18 protein-coding genes are annotated in these 22,895 nt (G+C 36.9%); 13 read left to right on the top strand and 5 right to left on the bottom strand.

Translation table 11 applies throughout. The features are described 5' to 3' along the window. The first annotated feature begins 331 nt into the window (after positions 1-331). Positions 332-1,108, top strand: coding sequence for a lysophospholipid acyltransferase family protein (locus tag QSG86_RS01695; RefSeq protein WP_410487434.1), 777 nt, complete (start codon positions 332-334; stop codon positions 1,106-1,108). Between the two features lie 2 nt (positions 1,109-1,110). On the opposite strand, the gene QSG86_RS01690 is transcribed toward QSG86_RS01695, so the two are convergent. Next, a complete protein-coding gene (locus QSG86_RS01690) occupies positions 1,111-2,721 on the bottom strand; it encodes a phospholipase D family protein (RefSeq protein ID WP_410487506.1) in 1,611 nt (536 codons plus the stop codon). Positions 2,722-2,845: 124 nt separating this feature from the next. Between QSG86_RS01690 and QSG86_RS01685 the strand changes: the two genes are divergently transcribed. Next, complete coding sequence (locus QSG86_RS01685; protein ID WP_317029926.1) at positions 2,846-3,856, top strand: metallophosphoesterase; 1,011 nt, start codon at positions 2,846-2,848, stop codon at positions 3,854-3,856. A gap of 93 nt (positions 3,857-3,949) precedes the next feature. Here the strand turns inward: QSG86_RS01685 and QSG86_RS01680 are convergent, their stop codons facing one another. Both QSG86_RS01680 and trhA read right to left on the bottom strand, forming a co-directional pair. Further along, positions 3,950-5,266, bottom strand: a complete 1,317-nt coding sequence (locus QSG86_RS01680) for an MFS transporter (RefSeq protein WP_317029925.1) — start codon at positions 5,264-5,266, stop codon at positions 3,950-3,952. Positions 5,267-5,405: 139 nt separating this feature from the next. Next, on the bottom strand, positions 5,406-6,053 hold the full coding sequence (gene trhA, locus QSG86_RS01675; protein WP_317029924.1) for a PAQR family membrane homeostasis protein TrhA: 648 nt from the start codon (positions 6,051-6,053) through the stop codon (positions 5,406-5,408). 104 nt (positions 6,054-6,157) lie between these two features. Between trhA and QSG86_RS01670 the strand changes: the two genes are divergently transcribed. Continuing rightward, a complete protein-coding gene (locus QSG86_RS01670; protein ID WP_317029923.1) occupies positions 6,158-7,375 on the top strand; it encodes an SAM-dependent methyltransferase in 1,218 nt (405 codons plus the stop codon). Between the two features lie 44 nt (positions 7,376-7,419). Beyond that, positions 7,420-7,842: a GNAT family N-acetyltransferase gene (locus QSG86_RS01665; RefSeq protein ID WP_317029922.1), complete on the top strand. Its 423-nt coding sequence runs from the start codon at positions 7,420-7,422 to the stop codon at positions 7,840-7,842. A gap of 33 nt (positions 7,843-7,875) precedes the next feature. Here the strand turns inward: QSG86_RS01665 and QSG86_RS01660 are convergent, their stop codons facing one another. Then, positions 7,876-8,157 carry a hypothetical protein gene (locus tag QSG86_RS01660; protein WP_317029921.1) on the bottom strand — a complete coding sequence of 94 codons (282 nt, stop codon included), beginning with the start codon at positions 8,155-8,157 and terminating at the stop codon, positions 7,876-7,878. 230 nt (positions 8,158-8,387) lie between these two features. Continuing rightward, positions 8,388-9,139 (bottom strand): IS5 family transposase gene (locus tag QSG86_RS01655; protein ID WP_410487433.1). Its coding sequence is split into 2 segments (ribosomal slippage): positions 8,388-8,917 and positions 8,917-9,139, totalling 753 coding nucleotides; the frame shifts between segments, so codons are not numbered across the junction. A gap of 575 nt (positions 9,140-9,714) precedes the next feature. Between QSG86_RS01655 and QSG86_RS01650 the strand changes: the two genes are divergently transcribed. The 9 genes from QSG86_RS01650 to adeC all read left to right on the top strand — a co-directional run bounded on the left by QSG86_RS01650 (position 9,715) and on the right by adeC (position 22,806). Next, a complete protein-coding gene (locus QSG86_RS01650) occupies positions 9,715-10,317 on the top strand; it encodes a common pilus major fimbrillin subunit EcpA (RefSeq protein WP_317029919.1) in 603 nt (200 codons plus the stop codon). A gap of 80 nt (positions 10,318-10,397) precedes the next feature. Further along, positions 10,398-11,075: a hypothetical protein gene (locus QSG86_RS01645; RefSeq protein ID WP_317029918.1), complete on the top strand. Its 678-nt coding sequence runs from the start codon at positions 10,398-10,400 to the stop codon at positions 11,073-11,075. Further along, a complete protein-coding gene (locus tag QSG86_RS01640) occupies positions 11,072-13,597 on the top strand; it encodes a TcfC E-set like domain-containing protein (RefSeq protein ID WP_317033356.1) in 2,526 nt (841 codons plus the stop codon). The genes QSG86_RS01645 and QSG86_RS01640 overlap by 4 nt, the downstream gene beginning before the upstream one ends. Next, positions 13,590-15,230, top strand: a complete 1,641-nt coding sequence (locus QSG86_RS01635) for a hypothetical protein (protein WP_317029916.1) — start codon at positions 13,590-13,592, stop codon at positions 15,228-15,230. The genes QSG86_RS01640 and QSG86_RS01635 overlap by 8 nt, the downstream gene beginning before the upstream one ends. 3 nt (positions 15,231-15,233) lie before the next feature. Then, entirely contained in the window at positions 15,234-15,920 is a 687-nt protein-coding gene (locus QSG86_RS01630; RefSeq protein WP_317029915.1) for a molecular chaperone, read from the top strand. A gap of 390 nt (positions 15,921-16,310) precedes the next feature. Next, complete coding sequence (locus QSG86_RS01625; RefSeq protein ID WP_317029914.1) at positions 16,311-17,477, top strand: efflux RND transporter periplasmic adaptor subunit; 1,167 nt, start codon at positions 16,311-16,313, stop codon at positions 17,475-17,477. After that, positions 17,474-20,578 carry a multidrug efflux RND transporter permease subunit gene (locus QSG86_RS01620; protein WP_317032633.1) on the top strand — a complete coding sequence of 1,035 codons (3,105 nt, stop codon included), beginning with the start codon at positions 17,474-17,476 and terminating at the stop codon, positions 20,576-20,578. Before QSG86_RS01625 ends, QSG86_RS01620 begins: the two co-directional genes overlap by 4 nt. A gap of 80 nt (positions 20,579-20,658) precedes the next feature. After that, positions 20,659-21,210, top strand: a complete 552-nt coding sequence (locus tag QSG86_RS01615; RefSeq protein ID WP_317029913.1) for a GNAT family protein — start codon at positions 20,659-20,661, stop codon at positions 21,208-21,210. Between the two features lie 168 nt (positions 21,211-21,378). Next, positions 21,379-22,806, top strand: coding sequence for an AdeC/AdeK/OprM family multidrug efflux complex outer membrane factor (adeC, locus tag QSG86_RS01610; RefSeq protein WP_317029912.1), 1,428 nt, complete (start codon positions 21,379-21,381; stop codon positions 22,804-22,806). Positions 22,807-22,895: the final 89 nt, after the last annotated feature.

Below are 22,895 nucleotides of genomic sequence, written 5' to 3'. Positions count from 1 at the left end.
GCCATTTTATGTCAGCACATTCATCATGATCGTCAAATTGTTGGATCTAATTAGTCCTATTTTAGCGTGATATCACCATGATGTAGTCATGAACATATCAGTATCATCGTCATGGATGATAATAATTAAGGTCGATTTAGATCAATATGGATTGAATAAGAATAGGTTTTGATGCCATTTACGCATTACCTATCGGCTTGTATACTAAAAACAGTCATTATACTGATAAAGACCGAACCCATTTAGCATGCAGAATCTTATGATTGTTCCATGTTATTGATGTCATCATTACGCTGGTCAATATGGAAATTAGATATTTAATATGAGTAATATGTCAAAATTTTTTTTATATCCTCAAAAAGCCATCTCCGGAATAATGACGATTTCACAAGGATTTTATCTGGTCTTTAGACATGGCTTATATCAGGATCCCAATAATCCAAACAATACACGTTATGTGCAATATTTTTGTCAACGTTTGTGTAAGGTATTTAATATTGAAGTGAAAGTTCACGGTGAGATCCCGAGAACGCCTGCGTTATGGGTATCGAATCATATTTCGTGGTTGGATATTGCCGTATTGGGTTCAGGTGCAAGAGTATTTTTTTTAGCAAAAGCTGAAATTGAACGTTGGCCGATACTGGGAAAACTGGCGAAGGGAGGAGGAACTTTATTTATTCAACGTGGATCTGGTGATTCGATTCGTATTCGTGAACAAATTGCCCGTTTTTTACAGCAGGGTATTCCTGTATTGTTCTTTCCAGAAGCGACGACGACTGATGGTACGCGGATTAAAAAAATTCATGGGCGTATTTTAGGTGCAGCAATTGAGGTACAAAAACCGGTTCAAATTTGTTTGATTTGCTATGTTAATCAACAAGGTGAACTAGATATGGTTGCACCTTATGTGGGAGATATCAGTTTAGTTGAGCACGTTAAAAAGGTAGTGGCTATGCCTAAAGTGACGGCACATTTAATGGCACTTCCCAGTATAGCGGTTGAAGGACATACGGTGAGTACATTAACAGCTTTAGTTCAAGAAAAAATGACTGAAGGCTTAAAACAGCTGCATCAGCAGGTACTCAGTACTCAATCGAAGGGAACTTGATTCTACATAAAACCTTCAATGGGTAACCAAGATAAGACTTTTAATGCCGCTTTTTGATACCATCTCATCCTTGGCTCAGTCTTAAATTCTCGAATATCCTTGGTATTTTTTTCAACTTGCCAATTGATATGGTGATCGGCATTTAATAACAATTTATAGGCATAGTGCGATAAATTTTGATTCATGGCTTGATGAATTCCTTGGGCCAATGTTGGGCTATTGAGTAGTACCCCAATTTCTGAATTTAAATAGGCCGAGCGAGGATCAAAATTTGGTGAACCAATAAACACCTGTTTATCGTCTATCGCAAACAGTTTTGCATGTAAGCTTGCATGACTTAAGCCTTTGATATTCACTTTAATTTTTTGTGCAATTTCTTCAATATCCTTATGCAATACCTCTTGATCTGGTGAATATAGAAACTCATACAGTTGTACATTGTGATCTAGCAGATCTGGACGATATTTAGAATAAAAAGCGTGCACAATCGGAACATCATTGGCTTTAAATGAGTTGGTCAGAATACGAACTTTTACACCTTGTTGGGCCAAGGCATTTAATTGAGCAGTACCTTCTTTACCTGGTACGAAATAGGCTGAAATGATATCAAGATGGTGTTCGGGTTTTTCGAGTTTTGCCAGTAATTGAGGTCCTAAGTATTGTGCTGGGACTGCTGTTCCTTTAATTTTTTCAGGAGGATCGCTAAATACTTCAGCTTGTGTCCAATTAAAATGCATTAATTGATTAAAGTTACGTTCAAAAGCTTGAGAATGATAGGCTAAATCTAAATAATTTTGTGTTGAAATCTCTTTATAATTTTGGGCTAACTGCTGTGTTAAGTTGTCATAATCTAGGCGATATTGCTGTGGATTAACCAGTTGTTTTACAGGATAGGCATAGTCATCGTTCCAGTAATTATCAAAAGAATTAATTACTTGGTCTGAGGATTGTCCCACCAGCATCACATCAACATCAGCAAATTGATAATTGTCACCCAGATTATAGTATTGATCACTCATATTGCGACCACCAATCAGTGCAATTTGATTATCGACAATAAAACTTTTATTGTGCATGCGACGGTTAATACGTTTTAAATCGAGTAACATATCGATTGCGCGATAATGTCTAAAACGATAAGGATTATAAAGTTTAATATCAATATTTGGATGCTGATCTAGAACTAAAAAAATACCTTCCATTTCTTTAGCATTATTGTCATCAATTAATAATCGTACTTTGACACCGCGATTTGCAGCTTGCAAAATAGAATATAATGCAAGTGCGCCAATCCGATCATTGTTCCAAATATAATATTGTAAATCTAATGTTTTTTCGGCTTGGTTAATTAGACTAATCCTCGCTGCTAATGCATCGAGCGGATCAGAAAGAATATGATATCCTGTTAAATCTGGATGCTGTAGGCGTAGCGGCTGAATCATTTTGGCTAATGATGTATCGCGAGTATCTGTGCTCAGTGCAGATTGAATAGGCTGAGGCTGTTGAGGCGGTAAAGTTGAACATGCTGCAATTCCAATACTCAAGAGACAGCTCAGGAAAATCTTTAGCGATAAAGATATGTTGAGATATGGAGAAGGAGAATGATTCAAAATGAGTTCCTTAAACAAAAGCTGAGCCGAATCGAGTAACAAATTGGATTTGAGTCTAATATTCAGCGATGAAAAGATAAATATTCAATTGAATAAATGTTAGCAGTCAAAATTTACGAGGCAAATCATGTGGCAAGAACATTCAATCCTGAGTTATTTTTATATTGGTTTAGGATTGCTTACCTTATGGGCTGTCTCTCAAGCATGGATGAGTCAGAAAAAAACTGAAACGATTCATCCATTTAAAGCATTTATACACTTGCTGGCATTTTATTTGTCCTATTTACTGATTCCAATCTGTTTGTTTAGCATTTATGCTGGGAGTGTGGGGTACTATTCAGTCAATGAGGCCATTTTTGTCTGCTGTATAACCGCTTTACTGATTTATGCGCGCTTTATTGAACCCATGCTGATTCGAGTGAAGTATACATCATATCAACTCTATCCTGAAAGCAGGCTTAAGCAGCCAGTCAAAATTGCTTTAATTGCTGACTTACATATTGGTTTATTTTCTGGCCATGAACGACAATTAAAACTGCTGATTAAAAAAATTAATCAACAACAGCCTGATTTAGTTGTTGTTGCTGGTGATTGGACTTATGAACCAGAACAGACACTGGTAGATGAATTGGCCATCTTAAAACAAATTCAAGCCCCCGTTTATTCAGTCAATGGTAACCATGATGAACAATATCCTGGCCCACCGATTCAGCCATTATTGGCACAGGCATTGAAGCAAAATAATGTCTTGGATATTGAAGGTCAAATGGTTGATTTTGATGAGTTTAGGTTACTTGGTGTCGGCGATTTATGGGCAGGGAAAACCGATATGCGTCATATGCCAGATTTACCTCAAGATAAAGCTTGGGTAATTTTATCGCATAATCCTGATACCGTGGATATGGTACCTAAACTTCAATATAAACCATTAATGTTGTCTGGGCATACACATGGTGGACAAGTAGAACTACCTTGGATTACAGATTATGTCATGAAGAAAGTTTCTATTTTAGGTCATAAAAAAGGGCTTTATTATCATGAAAATGCCAATGTATTTGTGACTGTTGGAACAGGGATGGTCGGTGTTCCACTACGTTTTAGAGTGCCACCGACAATTGATATAATTGAACTGGTTTAAATATTCCAGTCAGTCAGCTTACACTGACTGACCGTATTTCTGGGCAGGCGTGACAACTGCTTGAAGCCAAATTGACACTAAAATATCGCCAGCTTATTCAACTTGATTATTGACATCAATATTTTTGGTTTCACCAATCGCTAAAAATGCCAATAAAGAGAGAATAGATGCTGCTGTTAAATAATAGCCGACCGCATATAAGCCATAGTTTGTGGCTAATTCTGTTGCAATCAAGGGTGCAAATGATGCACCAAAAATTCCAGCTAAATTAAACGTTAATGCAGAACCGGTATAACGTACTGAAATGGGAAATAACTCAGATAAAACGGTACCAATTGGCCCGTAGGTGAGTCCCATAATGGCTAAACCGATACACAGGAATAAAAATACGATCAGTGTACTGCCAGATGCAAGCATACTTGAGAATACTAAACCAAACAAAGCCGAGCTTATACAAACGCCAATTGAGGTTGTACGACGACCAAATTTTTCAGCTAAGATGGCTGAAAGCGGAATAAAAATCGCAAAACATAATGTTGCCAGTAATTGTAATTTGAGAAATTCAGAACGCGTATAGCCCAATTGAGTTGTTCCCCAATTGAGGGCAAAAACGGTGGTCAGATAAAATACGACAAAAGTACAAATTGCTGCGATCGTACCTAAAATAAGCATTTTCCAATGTTTTACAATAACTTCTTTAAAAGGTACATTGACTTCTTTTTGTTTATCTAGCACTTTTTGAAAAGCAGGAGTTTCGTGTAGTTGTAGTCGAATCCATAGACCAACGATGACCAGTAAAGCACTGGCTATAAATGGAATACGCCAGCCCCATGTCATAAATGCACTTTCCGACATAAAGGCACCCAGACCAATAAATGAGCCTGTTGCTAAAATAAAACCAATCGGTGCACCAAGCTGTGGAAACATGCCATACCATGCACGTTTGCCTGCTGGTGCATTTTCCGTTGCCAATAATACTGCGCCAGACCATTCACCACCCAAGCCTAACCCCTGACCTAAACGACACAGTGCTAAAAGTAAAGGTGCTGCTAAGCCGATTTGAGCATAGGTTGGCAGTAAACCAATAGCAACGGTCGACAGTCCCATCGTGAGTAATGCTGCGACAAGTGTTGCTTTACGGCCAATACGGTCACCCAGATGACCAAAAATTGCGGCACCAATAGGACGAGCAATAAAGGCAATAGCAAATGTGGCTAAAGACTGAATAGTTGCCGTTGTTGGATCAGTACTGGCAGGGAAGAACAAATGTGGAAAAATAATGACTGCTGCAGTTGCATAAATATAAAAATCAAAAAATTCGATCGTGGTACCGACGAGACTGGCTGTAAGTACACGAAATTTTGAGTTGCTGACTACTGTTTGATCTGTAGCAAGATTTGTTGACGCCATAAAGGACCTTACACTGACTAAAAATAAAAAATTAGATTTAATAGCGTAATCTTTTTAAAAAAGGCGTAATTTCTTAAAAAAACAACGGCAACCTTTTTTCAACACGTTTAGGGTCACTAAAATACAGAGAATAAAAGGATTAAATCACGTACAGATAGATTGACAAGAATTGTAATCCTGCCCCCATCAGTACAAAAATATGCCAGATAGCGTGTGTGTATCTTACGCTTTTTAAAGCATAAAACAATGCACCAACCGTGTATGCTATACCGCCAGCGATCAGTAAGGTTAATGCTTGATCATTTAAGAAGTGTTTCATATCATCGATAACCAGTAATGCTAGCCATCCCATCACCAAATAAGCAATCAGTGAAATCCGTTGGAAAGTATGAATAAAAACCAATTTAAATAAGGTACCAATCAGTGCAATCACCCAAAGTAAAATAAGTAAATAGTGTGCTTTCGCTGTTGGAATAGCAATCGCAAGAAATGGGGTATAAGTACCTGCAATTAAATAATAAATTGCCGTGTGATCAAGTTTTTTATAAAAATGTCGACGATCTGCTGTGGTTGCCCTGTGATACAGTGCAGATGCAGAGAATAATACGACTAAACTGATCGCATATATCCAAAGTGCACTCCACTGTGCGATGTCTAAATAAGCGCCTTTAATAATCAACAATACTCCTGCGATTAATGAAAGCAATGCACCTAAACCATGACTGAGATAATTGATACGTTCTTCTTGCTCATCATAGCTTTCAACGAGGGGAGGATTATTTTTCATGCTGTTTTATACTTTATAAAAATATACAACTGTATAATAATTTAATTTTGCATTTAAAGTAATACACTTTAAACTGTAAAGAGCATTATTTTTAGGTTAATCGCATGTCTCAAATGATTACTGTTACACGACAGGAACAACAATTTTTAGAAAAAATTCAACAGGCTGTTGCAGATAAAAATTTTGAAAAGGTTGTTTTAAGTCAATATAAAGGCAGTTTAGTTGATTTAGAAAAAATCACTTTGAGAGTCATTATGTTACAAAGTGAAGCTTACTTAAGTGCTTTATATCATTATTCAACACAAGACATCACTAAAAATTATTCATTACCTACAGCATATGATGTAGTCGCAGAATTACTGGCACAATGTAAACAGGCCAATTTATTTTTACAGGATCAAATCATTCAGTTGAAAAAAAACAAAAAGAAAGTCATGTTGCATATTCACCCTCAGACAAATGTGTCTAAAAATAAACAGCCACAAAGTCATGATCGCGTTAAACAGCGTTATGTTGAGCAGGATAGTGCATTTTTATATCATTTAGGCATTAGTGATACTCATGCACAAATCATTCCGAGTATGGCGAAAAAGTGGAAGCAAATTAATAAATTTGTTGAAATCTTTGCAGGTGCATTACAGCAAATTCCAGCCAAGGATGATGCTTTACATGTGGTTGATTTTGGTTCGGGTAAAGGTTATTTAACCTGTGCCTTATATGATTATATGCAAAAAAATCAACAAAAACCTAGCATCACTGGTGTAGAGCTGAATCCTAAGATGGTTGAGTTTTGTCAAGGCGTAGCAGAAAAATCGGGTTTTCAAGATTTGGATTTTTTTCAGGGAGATGTCAGAACCTATCAGCCACAACAGTTAGATGTCATGATTGCCTTACATGCATGTGATATCGCAACGGATTTTGCCATTCACACAGGCATTCGTCTGCATGCACAAGTGATTATGTGCGCGCCGTGTTGTCATAAAGAATTACGACCACAATTGCAAGCACCTCAAGTGTTACAACCAATGTTGCAATTTGGTATTCATGCGGGACAACAAGCAGAAATGTTAACTGATACCATTCGTGCCTTATTACTTAAAGCGTATGGTTATGAAACCAAGGTTTTTGAATTTGTTGCCTTGGAACATACCAGTAAAAATAAAATGATTTTGGCCATCAAACGTCAAGATATACAACAGCCAGATGCAGATGTGCTTGCGCAAATTGCTGCATTAAAACAGATGTATGGTATTGAGCAACATGCTTTAGAGCTATTGTTAAATAATCAATGGCAGCAACAAGATTTAGGGTGTAAATGTTAGGTATTTTTACATGATATCGATTAAGCCTAAAGGAATTATGGACGATGAGTGGTCAATTTAAATCGGGTGATTGGAGTCAATTATCTCAAGATGCAAAATCTATTCGACAACAGGTATTTATTGAAGAACAGCAAATTCCTGCCAGCGAGGAGTGGGATGAATTGGATGCATCGAGTATCCATTTTGTCATCTATATCGATTCATATGCGATTGCCACGGCCAGATTAACCGATGATCATCGTATCGGACGGGTAGCGGTATTAAAAGAATATCGTGGAACAGGTCTTGGTTTTAAGTTGATGCAACAGATTATTGAATTTGCACAGCAGCAGCAAAGACCCTTTTTAATTTTATCTGCACAGTGTTATGCCACTGCATTTTATGAAAAATTAGGATTTGTATCTGAAGGAAGGTCTTATCTAGATTGCGGAATTCCGCATATTCAGATGCAGATGCATTTCGCTTAAAAAAAGCGAGATATCACTCAGCATATCTCGCTGTTAAATTTTTGAAGTGTCAATTTTTTTTACTGATTGAGCATGATGTGGCCGATGATGCGATTTTGTTGGTATATGTTTCGTTTTTGGCTGTGCTTTAGTGTGATTGCTATGATGTTGCTGTGGTTTTTGTTGTTGATATTGCACATGTTCTGCCGCAAAAGCAGTTGAAGCCAATACGAAAGTAGTTACACTTAAGATTAGGCCAGCGCGTATTTTTTTATATTCATAGATGGATATCTCAATGTGATGAGGCGTATTTTTCTTTATATACGATAATCGCATTGATGGGTGCAGCGTTTATAGATGAAATTGAGAGGCAGATGTAAAAAATGAGGCTTTTTTGTAATAGCGAAAACACCCCCAGATCGTAATAGGCATACGAGAAAAGTCAATAAAGCTCATCACCTTTTTAGCATAGCAATATCATCTTAACGTGCTTAAATTTCTCATTGAATTACTCGATTTTTTCTTTGATTGAATGCTATTGCTCATTCAATATCTAGGGTGTGTCCTCATTTAGATTTACACCAAATGAACATGCAGGCGATATAAATCATAGACTGATAATTACGTGCGAGTTTATCAAATCGAGTTGCTATTGCACGGAAGTGTTTTAATCTTGCAAAGGCATTCTCAACTAAATGTCTTAAGCAATATAAGTACTTATCAAAATCAAGATTGAATTTCTTACTATTTGATCTTAATGGAATAATAGGTATCATTTTTCGATTTCTAGCAGACTTCCTGATATATTCAGAATCATATCCCTTGTCCGCGATTAGATAATCTGCTGTTTCAATTAGATCTATTAGGTGTTCTGCAACTTGGCTGTCATGGACATCACCCCCAGTGATTTTAAAATCAATCGGTAATCCATTCGCGTCGGTTGCAAGATGAATCTTTGTTATGAGTCCTCCACGAGATTGTCCAATTGCACGCTCGAAGCCATGCCGAGCTCCACTTGCATGCTGATGCGCGCGTATGTAGCTTCCATCAATGAATACCCATTCTTGGTCCAAGCTGCCTCGTAGTTTGAAAAAAATTTATCCCATAAGCCTTTCATAGCCCAGCGATTAAAACGGTTATAAGCAGTTTTCCAAGGGCAAAACTCTTGAGGAATATCACGCCATGTCGCACCTGTGCGTAGTTTCCATAAAATAGCTTCCATAATATTTCTACTGTTCTTTGAGCTATAGCAACCATGAAATTTCATTGTTACTTGAATCTGTTGCCAAATATCATCTGTGAGAAGAGTACGTGCCATTGAAAAATATTGAAATGGAGATAAAGTAGAGCCTAATTCTAGGCGTTTAAATATTATTCTTCAAATGAGGACACGCCCTAGTTTAATTTATCATTCAATATGTTGTATCCAATGTAGCTTTGATTTTAATGAGATCGAAATCATGCGTTGAGTGAAATGATATTTTGATTATCTGCTTTGATTTTATTAGGTCATTACCTTGTATAGGTTATATATAAATACTAAAAATCAAATTAAATATTAAGAAAAAAAGCGATTATTTTTGAGCACTGAAAAAGCGTTATTAATGCAAAAAGATATTCGTTGCATAGATTTTGTATATAAAGTGATCAATGTAAGCAAAGATGTTTTTATGTAAAAAAAACGGTTATTTTTTATGCATTATTATGTAAGTAATGCGGTAATTAAGTAACATGAATACATAATTCATAACATAATTCACTGCATTATTTTTTTTGACAACTGTTTATATTTAACTGGCTTAATCTCATGATGTTAAATAAGAATTATAGCAATATATGATCATTATGAAGACACATGAACTAAGTGATAATTAAATATATTCAGAGGTCTCTATGAAAAATAAACTTACAAAACTCGCATTGTTATCATCATCTATTTTAATGGCTACAGCAACTTTTGCTGCTGATTTTCCTGTCACTGCATCTGCAACTGCAAAATGGGATGCAACTGCGGTAAAAGACACTCAATCAATTTTGGTAGTTACTCCATTAAAATCTTTAAACTTTCAATATGCAGAAGGTTTAAAAGCATTTAATACGCAAACTGGTGCCTTTGATGTCACCATTGAAGGTCAAGCTGGCGCAACTGATTTTCAGCTTACTTCACAATTGATTAGCAATACCTTAACACGTGGATCTGATGCATCTACTTTAAATGTCGGTGTGGCGTGGAATGGTACAAAGTTAACCAAAGCGACTCCAACAACTTTAATTAGCACTAAAAATCCGATGGTTAGTGCTGGCTTAGATGCACTTGCACAATCATCTATTTATGCAAGTAGTGGGCGTGAATCAGCGCAAGGTAGTTTTGAGTTTACCATTGATGATGCTACTTCAGATGGTAGCGCAGCTACAGACTTTTCATCATTGGCTGATGGGATGTGGAATGGTGAAGTCGCAGTTCAATTTACTGCATTATGGTCGGACACTCCATAATGTCGTAGTTGTAACGGTATGAGGGAAAATATTCCCTCATATCTTTCCCAGATATTAATATGGATGAGCGACTGATAATAATGAAAAAAATTCTTTCTATTTGTATTTGTTTAATTTCAATTCATAGTCATGCAGTCAATGTGGGTGATATCACCTCGATTATTGATTCACATCAAAAAAATATTGTTAAAGAAGTTGAAAACACCACCAATGTTGCACGTTATATTGGCTTAAAAATAGAAAAAATAACCTCTCCAACAGCAGCAGGTGTTGTTATCAAAGATGACAATAAGGAAGTATTATCGACCCCTGCAGGATTGGTATTGCCTGGAGGGGGGAAAGATGTTTTTAAAATTTTATATACCGGACCAGAAGATGATCAAGAACGATATTACCGTTTATCTTGGTTAGATGCCCCTGTATTGGGTGCAGAAGACAATACTGCCAATAAAGCGGCACTTGCCACCACATCTGCGATTATTAATACCATTTTAGTGGTTGCACCACGTAAAGACAAACTCGACTATCAATATGCCAATGGCACCATTACCAATACCGGCAATGCCAGCTTTCGTATTGTTGCGGCAGGTCCATGTTTAGATAAGAAGAAAGAGATTGATGGGAAAGGCTGTCGTGAACGCTATTACGTCATGCCTGGAACTTCAGTGAAATTACAATTTACTGATTGGAATGCGCCAAAAGCTCATTTAGGCATTTGGTATGCTGGACAATATATTAATGTAAATAAAGGCCTATGAAAACTCATTTATTGCCCAGCGTTTTATTTACGGGGTGCACTTTGGCGGCCACGTTCTCTTATGCTGGAGAAAAACGTATTGTTGTCGGGGATTATACCTTCCCAGAGGTATTGTCGAGCGCTTTGGCACAAGGGATTAGTATCCCTGTATATTTAAAATATACAGAAGATGCCTCAATAAAACAGGGTAAGAGTGAGCAGAAAGTTGCGGATGCAAAAATTGTTTATAAAAATGATCAATTATATGTTGAGGCAATTGATTTTAATGGTTATCAGCAAACCACAACCCTATCACCAGCGTTAAAAGATCGCTTACAGACCCTTGATCAAAGCTTTAATCATAGTATGCAGATTAAAGTGAATGATGATTCAACATTAAATATGAATCTCGAATCGATGTATCTGGAATTGGCCGTAGATCGTAATGCATTGGCAACGAGTTTAATTCCACGTTCAGATGTATTGGCTCAAGCGACATCGAATGAAATTTCTTCCATTTTAAATTATCGTTTTGGTTATTCTTATAATGACTATGATAGTTTATCAAATTCTTCCAACTATTTAAGTTTGGACAGCATGAGTTCTTATAAAGAGCATCATGTTAATTTAAATGGTTCTATTTATGGGATTGGAACGAGTAACGTACAAAGCAATTTATATCGGGCCATGTATGAGCGTGATTTTGCAGGACGTCGTTTAGCTGCAGGGATGATGGATACCTGGAGTATGCAATCGATTGCCAGTTTATCTGCACTGAGTACCAGTAAAATTTATGGTTTCAGCTATGGGACTAAAAGTAATACAGTGATTGAAGATAATAAACAGTCTTTGACTCCTATTGTGGTGTTTTTACCTAGTGCTGGAACGGTACAGATTTACCGTGATGGTCGTTTGTTGAGTATTCAAAATTTCTCCATGGGGAGTCATGAAATTGACACCTCTAACTTTCCTTATGGTATTTATAATGTTGAATTAAAAACCATTATTGATGGTCAGGAAACTACCACAACGGCTCAGGTCAATAAATCTTATGGGCGTAGTTCCAGTGTCACTGGTAAATTGGACTGGCAATTATTTGGTGGAATGCTGGAATATTATAAACAAGACCAGAATAATAATAGTCTTTATTTAAATACAGTCAGTAAACAAGATACCTGGCTGATGGGTGCAGCTCTGGCTAAAAACTATAATGTACTTTCTGGTTTGGCATTGAGATCCACGTTTTATGCATTTGATGAAAATGCTGTTGCAGAAGCACAAACAACTTTATCCTTTAATCCAAATACCAATATTACAGCACAAGCAATGCTGGCGACAGATTCTTCTTATTTAGGGTCAATTGCATTAAGTTATAACTTACCAAAAGGCTATGGTAGTGTTTGGGGGTCTTATAATAAAAGTGAACAGGGCAATAAACTATATTTTACGGAAAATCATGGCTTTGATGCAGGTTTGAGTTTTAACTTTAAACAACTTTATGAACGCCTAGGTTTTTTAAATGTCAGTTATTCTAAAAGCTTATTACGTGAGTATTCCAATACCAATATTGAATATTTTCAAAACTTATTTAATACCCGTTATGCCAATATCAGTTTAAGAACGGGAATACAAAAATCGACCTATGAGAGTCAACGTTCGGATCAAGATAAATATATTTTTGTTGATGTCAGTTTACCAATTTCGCGCTGGTTTAGTGCGGGGATCAGTAGCCGTAATAGTAATTTATTGGCTAATGCCAGTTATAAACAGAATTTTAGCAATAGCATCATTAATGGTATTGGTGTTGATGTTAAACAAGTTATTAAAAGAGAAAATGATTATTTAAATCAGGATGACTTCTCTGCATCTGCGTATTTATCTTATCAAACTACCATTAATTCAGGCACTTTATCTGCCAGTGCATCGGCACATAGTAAAAACTTTAACTATACTACCCAAGGCTCGATTGCTAGTTCGAATTTTTCGATCGGGCTTGGAAATAATAATTTTGGTTCTGGCGTGTTGATCAATACCGGTTTACCTCGTGGTACCAAAATGTCGGCATTGATTAATGGTCAAGATTATACCTTAAGTGGTAATCGTAATTTTATTCCTTTAGCACCTTATAAAAAATATACTGTTGAATTAAGAAGTGATAAAAACTCAATGGATAGTGTCAGCATTGGTCAGGGACGTAAAAATACCGTGGTGTTATATCCAGGGAATGTGGCCAAAATTGAACCTGATGTGAAACAGATGGTAACGATTTTTGGGCGTATTCGTTATCCAGATGGCGAAATTGCATCACATGTTCAGCTCAATAACCACATTGGTAAAACCAAAACCGATTTTAATGGTGAATTTTCTTTAGATGTCGATAAAAAATATCCAGTGATTACTATTGTTAAAGAAAATGGTGATATTTGTGAATCAACTTTATCATTGAAAGAACAACAAGGTGTGGCTTGGTTGGGTGAAATCTCTTGTATATATAAAGCGGCAACTCATGGTAAAGATAATTTAGAGGCACGTCGTTATGATTAATTATAAAGCATTATTTTTAGCAGTCGGAACTGTTTGTATTCAACATTTAAGTTATGCAGCGACACCCCCTACAAAATATGATACCGAAGGAAATAATACTTTTGTTTTTTTTGAGAATAATATCGATAAAGAATATTTTATTGCAGCTGAAAAGTTAAATCCACGTTTTACAGGGAATAATGTCTGGACCAAATACGGTAAAAATAAGCAAGATTCATTAGGTTATATGGGAACTGATACTGGTCTTATTAATAATGCAAATGTTGACTTATGGTTAGAAAATTCAGCTATGCTTTATCCTTTTCAAGGGATACGTTGTCGAACGAATAATGCAGCTTGTCCATCTACTGGATTTTTACCAGCAGTAAGTGTTGATCAATATGGTGCTTATGGCATAAAAGGGGGATCTAGTTCGGCTAATGGCGGGATTGCACGTGGCTCTTTTGCAATGCCTGCATATGAGTTTTTAAAAAATCAAATAGTTGGTACAATGGTTAGCTATGACTTTAATTATTGTTCTACACGCGACAGTTACGATGCAGCAAAAGGTGAGCGTTGTAAGGATACACCTAATGGTAGATGGGGAAAAGCTAAGTTAAACGTTACCAAAAAAGCTGATATTACATTGTTAGATACTAATGCTTTTACTGAAATTTGGGTATCGACAGACGGCACACCCACTTTAAGACCCAATTCTCAATATTGTGAAGATCTTATCTTAGGCTCTTCTGATAATCAGCAAGGTGTTGCTTGTAAAATGCTGCAATATAATATTGAGGGCACACCTTCTACCTTTTCAAGTGACTTACGTTTTTATATGGTAGTTGATACAGCTCTCTTAAATAATATTTCACTTGCTGCACGAGATATCCAAATAGATGGTGGAAATGGGGTTTGGAAGCGTTTTAATTATACTGGTACAGATAATAGTATGAATGGTATGTTTGTAACTGGTGATGGTTTTGTTCGGGTTTTATTTACTAAAGCATTTTTTAAAAAAATGTTAAATGCTCAAGCAACAACTGGTGGTCAAAGAGGTGTATTTACTTTTGCTGTAAATAATACAGAAACACCACAATCAGGCTATTATCAGTTTTCTTCAGGAATTGATATTGATATTATTCCTCGTGAATATGGCATTAGTATTCGCCATAAAGATCTAAGCCAAGATGTCAAATCGGGTAAAATTGGTGACAATGAACAGGATATCGTATTTAACTATATTGTGACACAATCGGCACCACGTAAAGCTGATACCGTTACAGCAAGCGTCATTGGTGAATCTACCACAGTAAAATCAATGCGTTATTGTTTATTTAAATCAAATGATAATAGTCTTAATGTGGCGATTCCAGCGTATTTGTCTTATACCCATGAAACAGGAAATATAGTTGAACAATATAGTGGTTGTAATGCCAGTGCAACATTGGATTTAACCCATGCTGCTTGGACAGTGGAACCATGGGATACGCAGCAATCTGGTTATTTTTATTCGACTGATTTAAAATTAAGATTTCCGATGAATGACCGTGTTTCTCAATTTACCATAGATAAAGGCGTAGATTGGTTAGGCAGTGTACATGCGGAAGGGGATGTTAAAGTAGAAGCCAAATGGATTGGTGTGAATCGATAATTTATGAAATATTTTGCTTTGATTTTAATTGGATTAGTGACTGCTTTTTTTAGTTTAAGCAGTCAGGCCATGTATTTTTCTTCCTATATTTATGAAATGGGCAGTGATGAAAATATCATGGCAAAATATTTGACCAATGATACCAATAGTATGAATTTATATACTATTCAAAGTTATGAAATAGAAAAACCCAGTAATACAAATGAAGTTCGTATCAATAGTAAAGAAAAAGAAATTTTGTATACACCGTTAAGAAAAACTATTGATAAACAATCTACTGATTTTTTTAAGCTTATTTATCGAGGTCCTCAAGATAATAAAGAGCGTTATTATCGCGTCAGTTTTGTTGAAACACCATTAACATCGCTCAATAATAACGCAACGACACGATCACCAAGTTATTTACCTTCAGTGGCTTTAAGTACGATTTTAATCGTGCGTCCACGTAAACAAAATTTTCAATACCATTTAGATGAAAAACAAGGGCTATTAAAAAATACAGGAAATACTTTTTTTCGTGTGATTATTCATCAAGGTTGTAACGGTACAGATGAAGATGCAACCCATTTTTATATATTGCCAGGCGAGGAATATCGTGATCAGGCATTGATTGGCGATAATAAAATCTTTTTGGTGATTAATAAAAAATATATGCAAATTGGTCAGAAATGTATCAATAAAAGTAGTTGATTGACTTGCTATATATACTTTGGTTAATTGAGATGAGATATTTGATTATGAAGATATGATTTTCTACATAACAGTTGACTTAAAATACATCCAATTTTAGATGCTTAATCAAACCGTATGCTGTTACTTTAACATCATACCGTTATATAAAAAAATATGATCATCAATATTAAATTTTAATTTTGTTATGCCAGTTTATTGAACGTAATAAAGCATTATCGGCCCTTAGATGAAATAAATGTTGTCCTACGCTATTGATGATTTTTAAACTGTATTTGAGATACAGATCTTAATTTTTTAAATCTCTCCACACAATCTCCACACAATATTAGCACGATATCCACACCATGATTGAACAATAGTATGATCTAAAACTCTCTCGAAAAAATCATGAAAAAAAGTCATCATTTAATCGGCTCAGTCATGATGACTGTACTATTGATGGGATGTAGTCAATCTGACGATAGCCAACAGCAGGCATCTGAAATACAGCAAATTGCAACAGTCAGTGCCATTACTGTACAAGCGCAATCTATTCATTTAATTGAAAATCTTCCTGGACGTGTTGCTGCATATCGTATTGCACAAATTCGACCGCAAGTGGGTGGTATTGTTGATAAAGTTTTATTTACCCAAGGTTCATATGTACACGCTGGTCAGCCCCTTTTTAAGCTCAATTCTGAAGTTTTCCAAGCAGATGTAAAAAGTAATCATGCTGCTTTACAGCGTGCACAAGCTGAAGTGATACGCTTACAGGTTTTGTTAAAGCGGTATGCTGAATTAGTGCCGATTCATGCGATTAGTCAGCAAGATTATAATAATACTGAAGCTGAGTATCGTAAGGCCAAAGCCGATGTTGCCCAAATGCAAGCAACGCTCGCAAGACAACAACTTAACTTAAAATATGCAACGGTCAGCGCACCTATCTCAGGGATTATTGGTGAAATATTGGTGACTGAAGGTGCATTAGTCAGCCAAGGTGATAGTAATGCCATGGCGGTGGTCAAGCAAATTGATAAAGTATATGTGGATGTCAAACAATCTATTAGTGACTATGAAAAATTACAAGAAGCCTTGCAACAGGGTCAGCTTTCTCAAGCAGAGAATCAGGTTGAAATTTTAAATAGTCAAGCAAAGCCTTATAACGTTACAGGCCAAATTTTATTTTCAGATACTCAGGTTGATCAGGATACTGGGGATGTGACGATCCGTATTTTAGCCAATAATCCACAGCATCAACTATTACCGGGTATGTATGTACGCGTCAATCTCAGTCGGGCAAAAGTGGATAATGCCATTTTAGTCCCAGAACAAGCGATACAGCATGATATCAGTGGTAAAGCAACGGTAATGGTGATTAACCAAAAGGGCTTTGCACAAACTAAAGCAGTACAACTGGGTCAACGTTATGACAATAGTTATGTGGTGATGCAAGGCTTAGCTGTTGGAGAGCGAGTGATTGTTGAAGGTGGCGATCGAGTTCAGCCAAATCAGGCACTTAAGATAAAACCATGGCAAGCAGCTGTGATCAAGAATGAAAATGGAGGCACAAAATAATGTCGCAATTTTTTATTCGGCGTCCCATTTTTGCATGGGTAATTGCCTTGTTCATTATTTTATTGGGTGTACTGAGTATTCCTAAATTGCCTATTGCACGTTTTCCAAGTGTTGCACCGCCACAAATTAGTATTACGGCAACTTATCCGGGTGCAACACCTAAAACACTGAATGATAGTGTTGTGACACTGATTGAGCGTGAAATGTCAGGGGTTAAACATTTACTCTATTACAGCTCTAGTTCAGATAGTTCCGGCAGTGCAACGGTAAGTGCTACTTTTAAGCCGGGGACAGATATTGAGCTTGCTCAAGTTGATGTACAAAATAAGATCAAGGCAATTGAATCACGATTGCCTCAATCTGTACGACAACAAGGGCTGATGGTTGATGCCGCCTCATCGGGTTTTTTGATGATGGTTGGTTTGAATTCGCCGAATCATCAATATTCTGAAATTGATTTAAGTGATTATATGACGCGTTATGTTATTGAAGAACTTAAACGTGTTGAAGGTGTTGGTAAAGTACAAAATTTTGGTGCTGAAAAAGCGATGCGGATTTGGGTTGATCCGGACCGTTTAGTTTCTTATGGTTTAAGTATTAAAGATGTCAATACCGCAATTCAAAACCAGAACTTACCTATTTCTCCGGGCCGTATTGGTGATATACCTGCTGTGCGTGGGCAGCAAATCACTATTCCATTAACGGCATTGGGACAACTGAGCACGGTTGAACAGTTTGAAAATATCAGTTTACGTTCCAATAAAAATGGTGCCAGTGTGCGTTTATCCGATGTGGCGCGTGTGGAACTGGGCGCACAATCATATAATTTTGCAATTTTAGAAAATGGTAATCCTGCGACCGCTGTGGCGATACAAATGAGTCCCGGTGCCAATGCTGTTAAAACTGCAGCAGGTGTCAAGGCAAAAATAGCACAATTAACTGCTTCTTTACCTCAAGGAATGACTTTTTCAATTCCTTATGATACAGCACCATTTGTCAAGGTCTCCATTCAAAAGGTTGTGACAACATTACTTGAGGCAATGGCATTAGTTTTTATCGTTATGTTTATCTTTCTACATAATGTTCGTTATACCCTCATTCCTGCAATTGTGGCTCCAATTGCGTTATTGGGGACATTTGCTGTGATGTTGATTGCTGGATTTTCCATTAACGTATTGACCATGTTTGGTATGGTTTTGGCAATTGGTATTATTGTAGATGATGCGATTGTTGTGATTGAAAATGTAGAAAGAATTATGGCTTCGGAAGGTTTGTCTCCCGTTGATGCTACTTCTAAAGCCATGAAAGAAATTACCAATCCGATTATTGGCATTACCTTGGTATTGGCTGCGGTATTTTTACCCATGGCATTTGCAGCCGGTTCGGTGGGGATGATCTACCGTCAATTTACGATGACCATGTCTGTGTCGATTCTATTTTCTGCATTGCTTGCGTTAACGTTAACGCCTGCTTTATGTGCCACAATATTAAAGCCAATCGATAAAAATCATCAGAAGAAAGGAATATTTGCATGGTTTGATCGGAGTTTTGAAAAGCTCAATCATCAATATGAGCGTAGTTTATTCAAGGTTATTCAACACAAGGTTGCAGCAATCTTATGTTACCTTGGCATTATTATGGTACTGATTTTTAGTTTCAAACATGTCCCGACTGCATTTATGCCAGAAGAAGATCAGGGATGGTTTATGACCTCTATTCAGCTTCCTGCTGATGCAACACAACAACGTAGTCGTAAAGTGGTTGCTGAATTTCAAAAACACTTAGATCAAGAAACTGGTATTAAAGATAATATGGCAATTCTGGGCTTTGGTTTTAGTGGCTCAGGTCAAAATACCGCGATGTATTTTACTAATCTGGTTGACTTTAAAGAACGTACCATTAGTGCTCAGGAAGTGGTTAAAAATGCAAATCATGCAATGGCTGAGAGTTCAGAGGGGCAAGTGATGTCAGTCTTGCCTCCAGCAATTGATGAGCTTGGAAGTTCTTCTGGTTTCTCATTGCGATTACAGGATCGTGGCAATATTGGTATGCCTGCACTACGGCAAGCACAAGAACAATTATTGGCACTTGCTGCACAAAGTAAACTTGTTATGGATGTTTATCCTGAAGGATTACCAGATGGAAGCTCAGTACAGCTTAAAATTGATCGTGATAAATTACAAAGTTTAGGGGTCAATTTTAGTGATGTAACCGATATTATTTCTACCTCAATGGGTTCAATGTATATCAATGATTTTCCAAATCAAGATCGTATGCAACAAGTGATCGTACAACTGGATGCTCAGTCGCGGATGAGTATTGATGACATTTTACAGATTAAGGTGAATAGTCAAAATGGTAAATTGGTGTCTTTGTCTGAGGTGATTACACCTGTGTGGCAAAATTCAGCACAACAATATAACCGTTATAACGGCCGTCCGTCATTAAGTATTACCGGAAGCCCCGCAATTGGTATATCTTCTGGTCAAGCAATGAAAGAAATGGAAACATTGATTCAACAATTACCTAAAGGCGTGGGATATGAATGGACAGGTATTTCTTTAGAAGAGAAACAGTCTGAATCGCAAACGTTATTTCTATTAATTTTGTCGATGCTCGTCGTATTTCTGGTGCTCGCAGCACTCTATGAAAGCTGGTCCATTCCGCTTTCCGTTATGCTTGTCGTACCATTGGGATTGGTTGGTGCCTTTGTTGCCGTCATGCTTCGTGGTATGCCAAATGATATTTTCTTTAAAGTCGGGATGATTACCATTATTGGTTTATCTGCAAAAAATGCCATTTTAATTGTTGAATTTGCCAAAGCATTACGAGAAGAAGGTATGGGCTTGGTTGAAGCGACGATTGCTGCTGCAAAATTGCGTTTACGTCCAATATTAATGACATCTCTGGCTTTTACTTGTGGTGTTATTCCATTGGTGATTGCCACGGGCGCAAGTTCCGAAACTCAAAAAGCGATTGGTACTGGAGTATTTGGCGGCATGATCAGTGCAACACTACTTGCGATTATATTTGTACCCATCTTTTTTATTGTGGTGATGGGAGCTGTAGATAAATTCTCTAAACCAAAGAGATCAAATTAATACTTGATCAAGAATGGGTTAAATTTCTATGACATTTAACCCATTTTTCAAGTGAATAATAAGTATAGAGACCACAGATAATGATTAGATTAGAAACTTCTCGTTTAATTTTACGACCATTTGAAGAACGAGATGCAGCAAATTTATTGGCCTATTTAGCACACCCAATCAGTCATTGCTTTGTTGCTGATCGCATTATTTCGATTGAAGATGCATTGGTTAAAATTCGTAATAGACAACGCAATAATGATTATATTGCAGTGTGTTTAAAAGATTCAGATCAACTTATTGGTGAAATTTTCTTGATGAAAGAACAGCCCGATACTTATTCGATTGGCTGGAACTTTAATCAGCGCTTTCATGGTCAGGGATATGCCAAAGAAAGTACTGGAATGGTGATGAATTGCCTATTTCAGCAATTTAATACACGACGAATTTATGCCTATGTTGAAGAAGATAATCTTGCTTCGCAAAAATTATGTGAACGCTTAGGATTTCGTCAGGAAGGACATTTTTTAGAGTTTATTTCTTTTATCAAGAATACAGATGGAACGGCAAAATATGAGAATACGCTGCAATATGCCATTTTAAGAAAAGAATGGGATGCCTATCAATTGGCGATAGTAGGTTAATCAATATCATTTTATTTGATTCTGTATAGATGAATAGTGTGTTCTAAATTATCTAAGCAGACAGTTGTATGGATCGATTTAAGCGCTATCGAGTATCGTCATCATATTCAGAATAATCGGTATTTTTAAATATAACCCTATGATGTTTAATCATCAGGAGTAACAAACATGGTCCTAAATTTTTGCCCTTATCTCGGCCGCGGTACAATGGTTTCTATACTTGCCCTTACTTTAGCAGCTTGCCAAAGTATGCGTGGTCCAGAGCCTGTTGTACACGCAGATCTGCCACTGGCTTATCCGCATGCTCATGGTCAAACCATCGCTGAAGTTGGTTATCAGGATTTTTTTAGCGATCCTCGTTTAGTTAAGGTGATTAATTTAGCTTTAGAAAATAATCGAAACTTACGTACGGCAACGTTGAATATAGAACGTGCCCAGCAATTGTTTCAAATTAGCGCTAATAGCCAATTACCTACGATTGGCGCCAATGGCGGGATATTACGCCAAAATAGCCAAGGCACCACAAAAGCTGCAACCAAATACAATATCGGTTTGGGTATCACGGCTTATGAACTGGATTTCTGGGGTCGGATTCGTAGCTTGAAAGACAGTGCTTTGGATCGTTATTTGGCGACAGCAACTGCACGTGATGCGATTCAAATTACCTTGATCAGTCAAGTTGCACAAACATGGCTGGCTTATGCTTATGCCAATGCCAACTTAGCATTAGCACAGAAAACATTAAATAGCCAACAACAAGCATATCAGCTGAATCAAAAGCGTTTTAATACTGGTCTTGATAATGAACTTTCAGTTCGTCAAGCACAAATTTCCGTCGAGACGGCTCGTGCTGATGTTGCCAATTATAAAACTCAAGTTGTTCAAGCTTTAAATGCATTAAATTTAGTAGTCGGTCAACCTGTAGCAACACATCTACTTGCGCAAACACCTGTAAAGCAGGTCACCTCAATTACTTCAATCGGTACTGGTTTACCGAGTGATCTTTTACTTAATCGTCCTGATCTACGAAGTGCAGAATTTAAACTCTCTGCCGCAGGTGCTGATATTGGTGCTGCTAAAGCACTTTTATTTCCAACGATTAGCTTAACAGCGAATGCAGGTTATGCCAGTACTGATTTAAATCAGCTATTTAAATCAGGTACTTTCGTTTGGTCTGTTGGGCCGAGTATTAACCTGCCGATTTTCGATTGGGGGACACGTAAAGCCAATATTAAAGTTGCTGAGATTGATCAACAAATAGCATTATCTGATTATGAAAAAGCGATTCAATCGGCATTTACTGAAGTTAATGATGCGCTTGCTGTTCGTGCTACGCTCGCTGATCGCCTATCTGCACAGCATCGTTTGTTGAATGCATCTCAAGCTGCTTATGATTTATCCAGTCAACGCTTTAAGGCTGGCATTGATGACTATTTAAATGTTCTAGATGCACAGCGTAGTTCATATCGTGCTGCACAAGGGTTATTGGCACTTGAACAAGCAAATTTAAATAATCAAATTGAACTCTATAAATCGTTGGGCGGTGGTATGAAAGTACAGACAACTGCGGTTCATGATCTTTCTATCAATCAGTAAATACATGATTTACGCTGGGTTTGAGCTGATGAGAGACTAATCTACGCTGTGATCAGCTAGATAGCGTAATGTCTATTTTATCGTAAATA

It is taken from the genome of Acinetobacter sp. SAAs474 (genome assembly GCF_032823475.1).
Taxonomy (GTDB): domain Bacteria; phylum Pseudomonadota; class Gammaproteobacteria; order Pseudomonadales; family Moraxellaceae; genus Acinetobacter.
The sequence above is the reverse complement of the archived record's forward strand: the minus strand, read 5'-3'. Positions and strand labels throughout refer to the sequence as shown.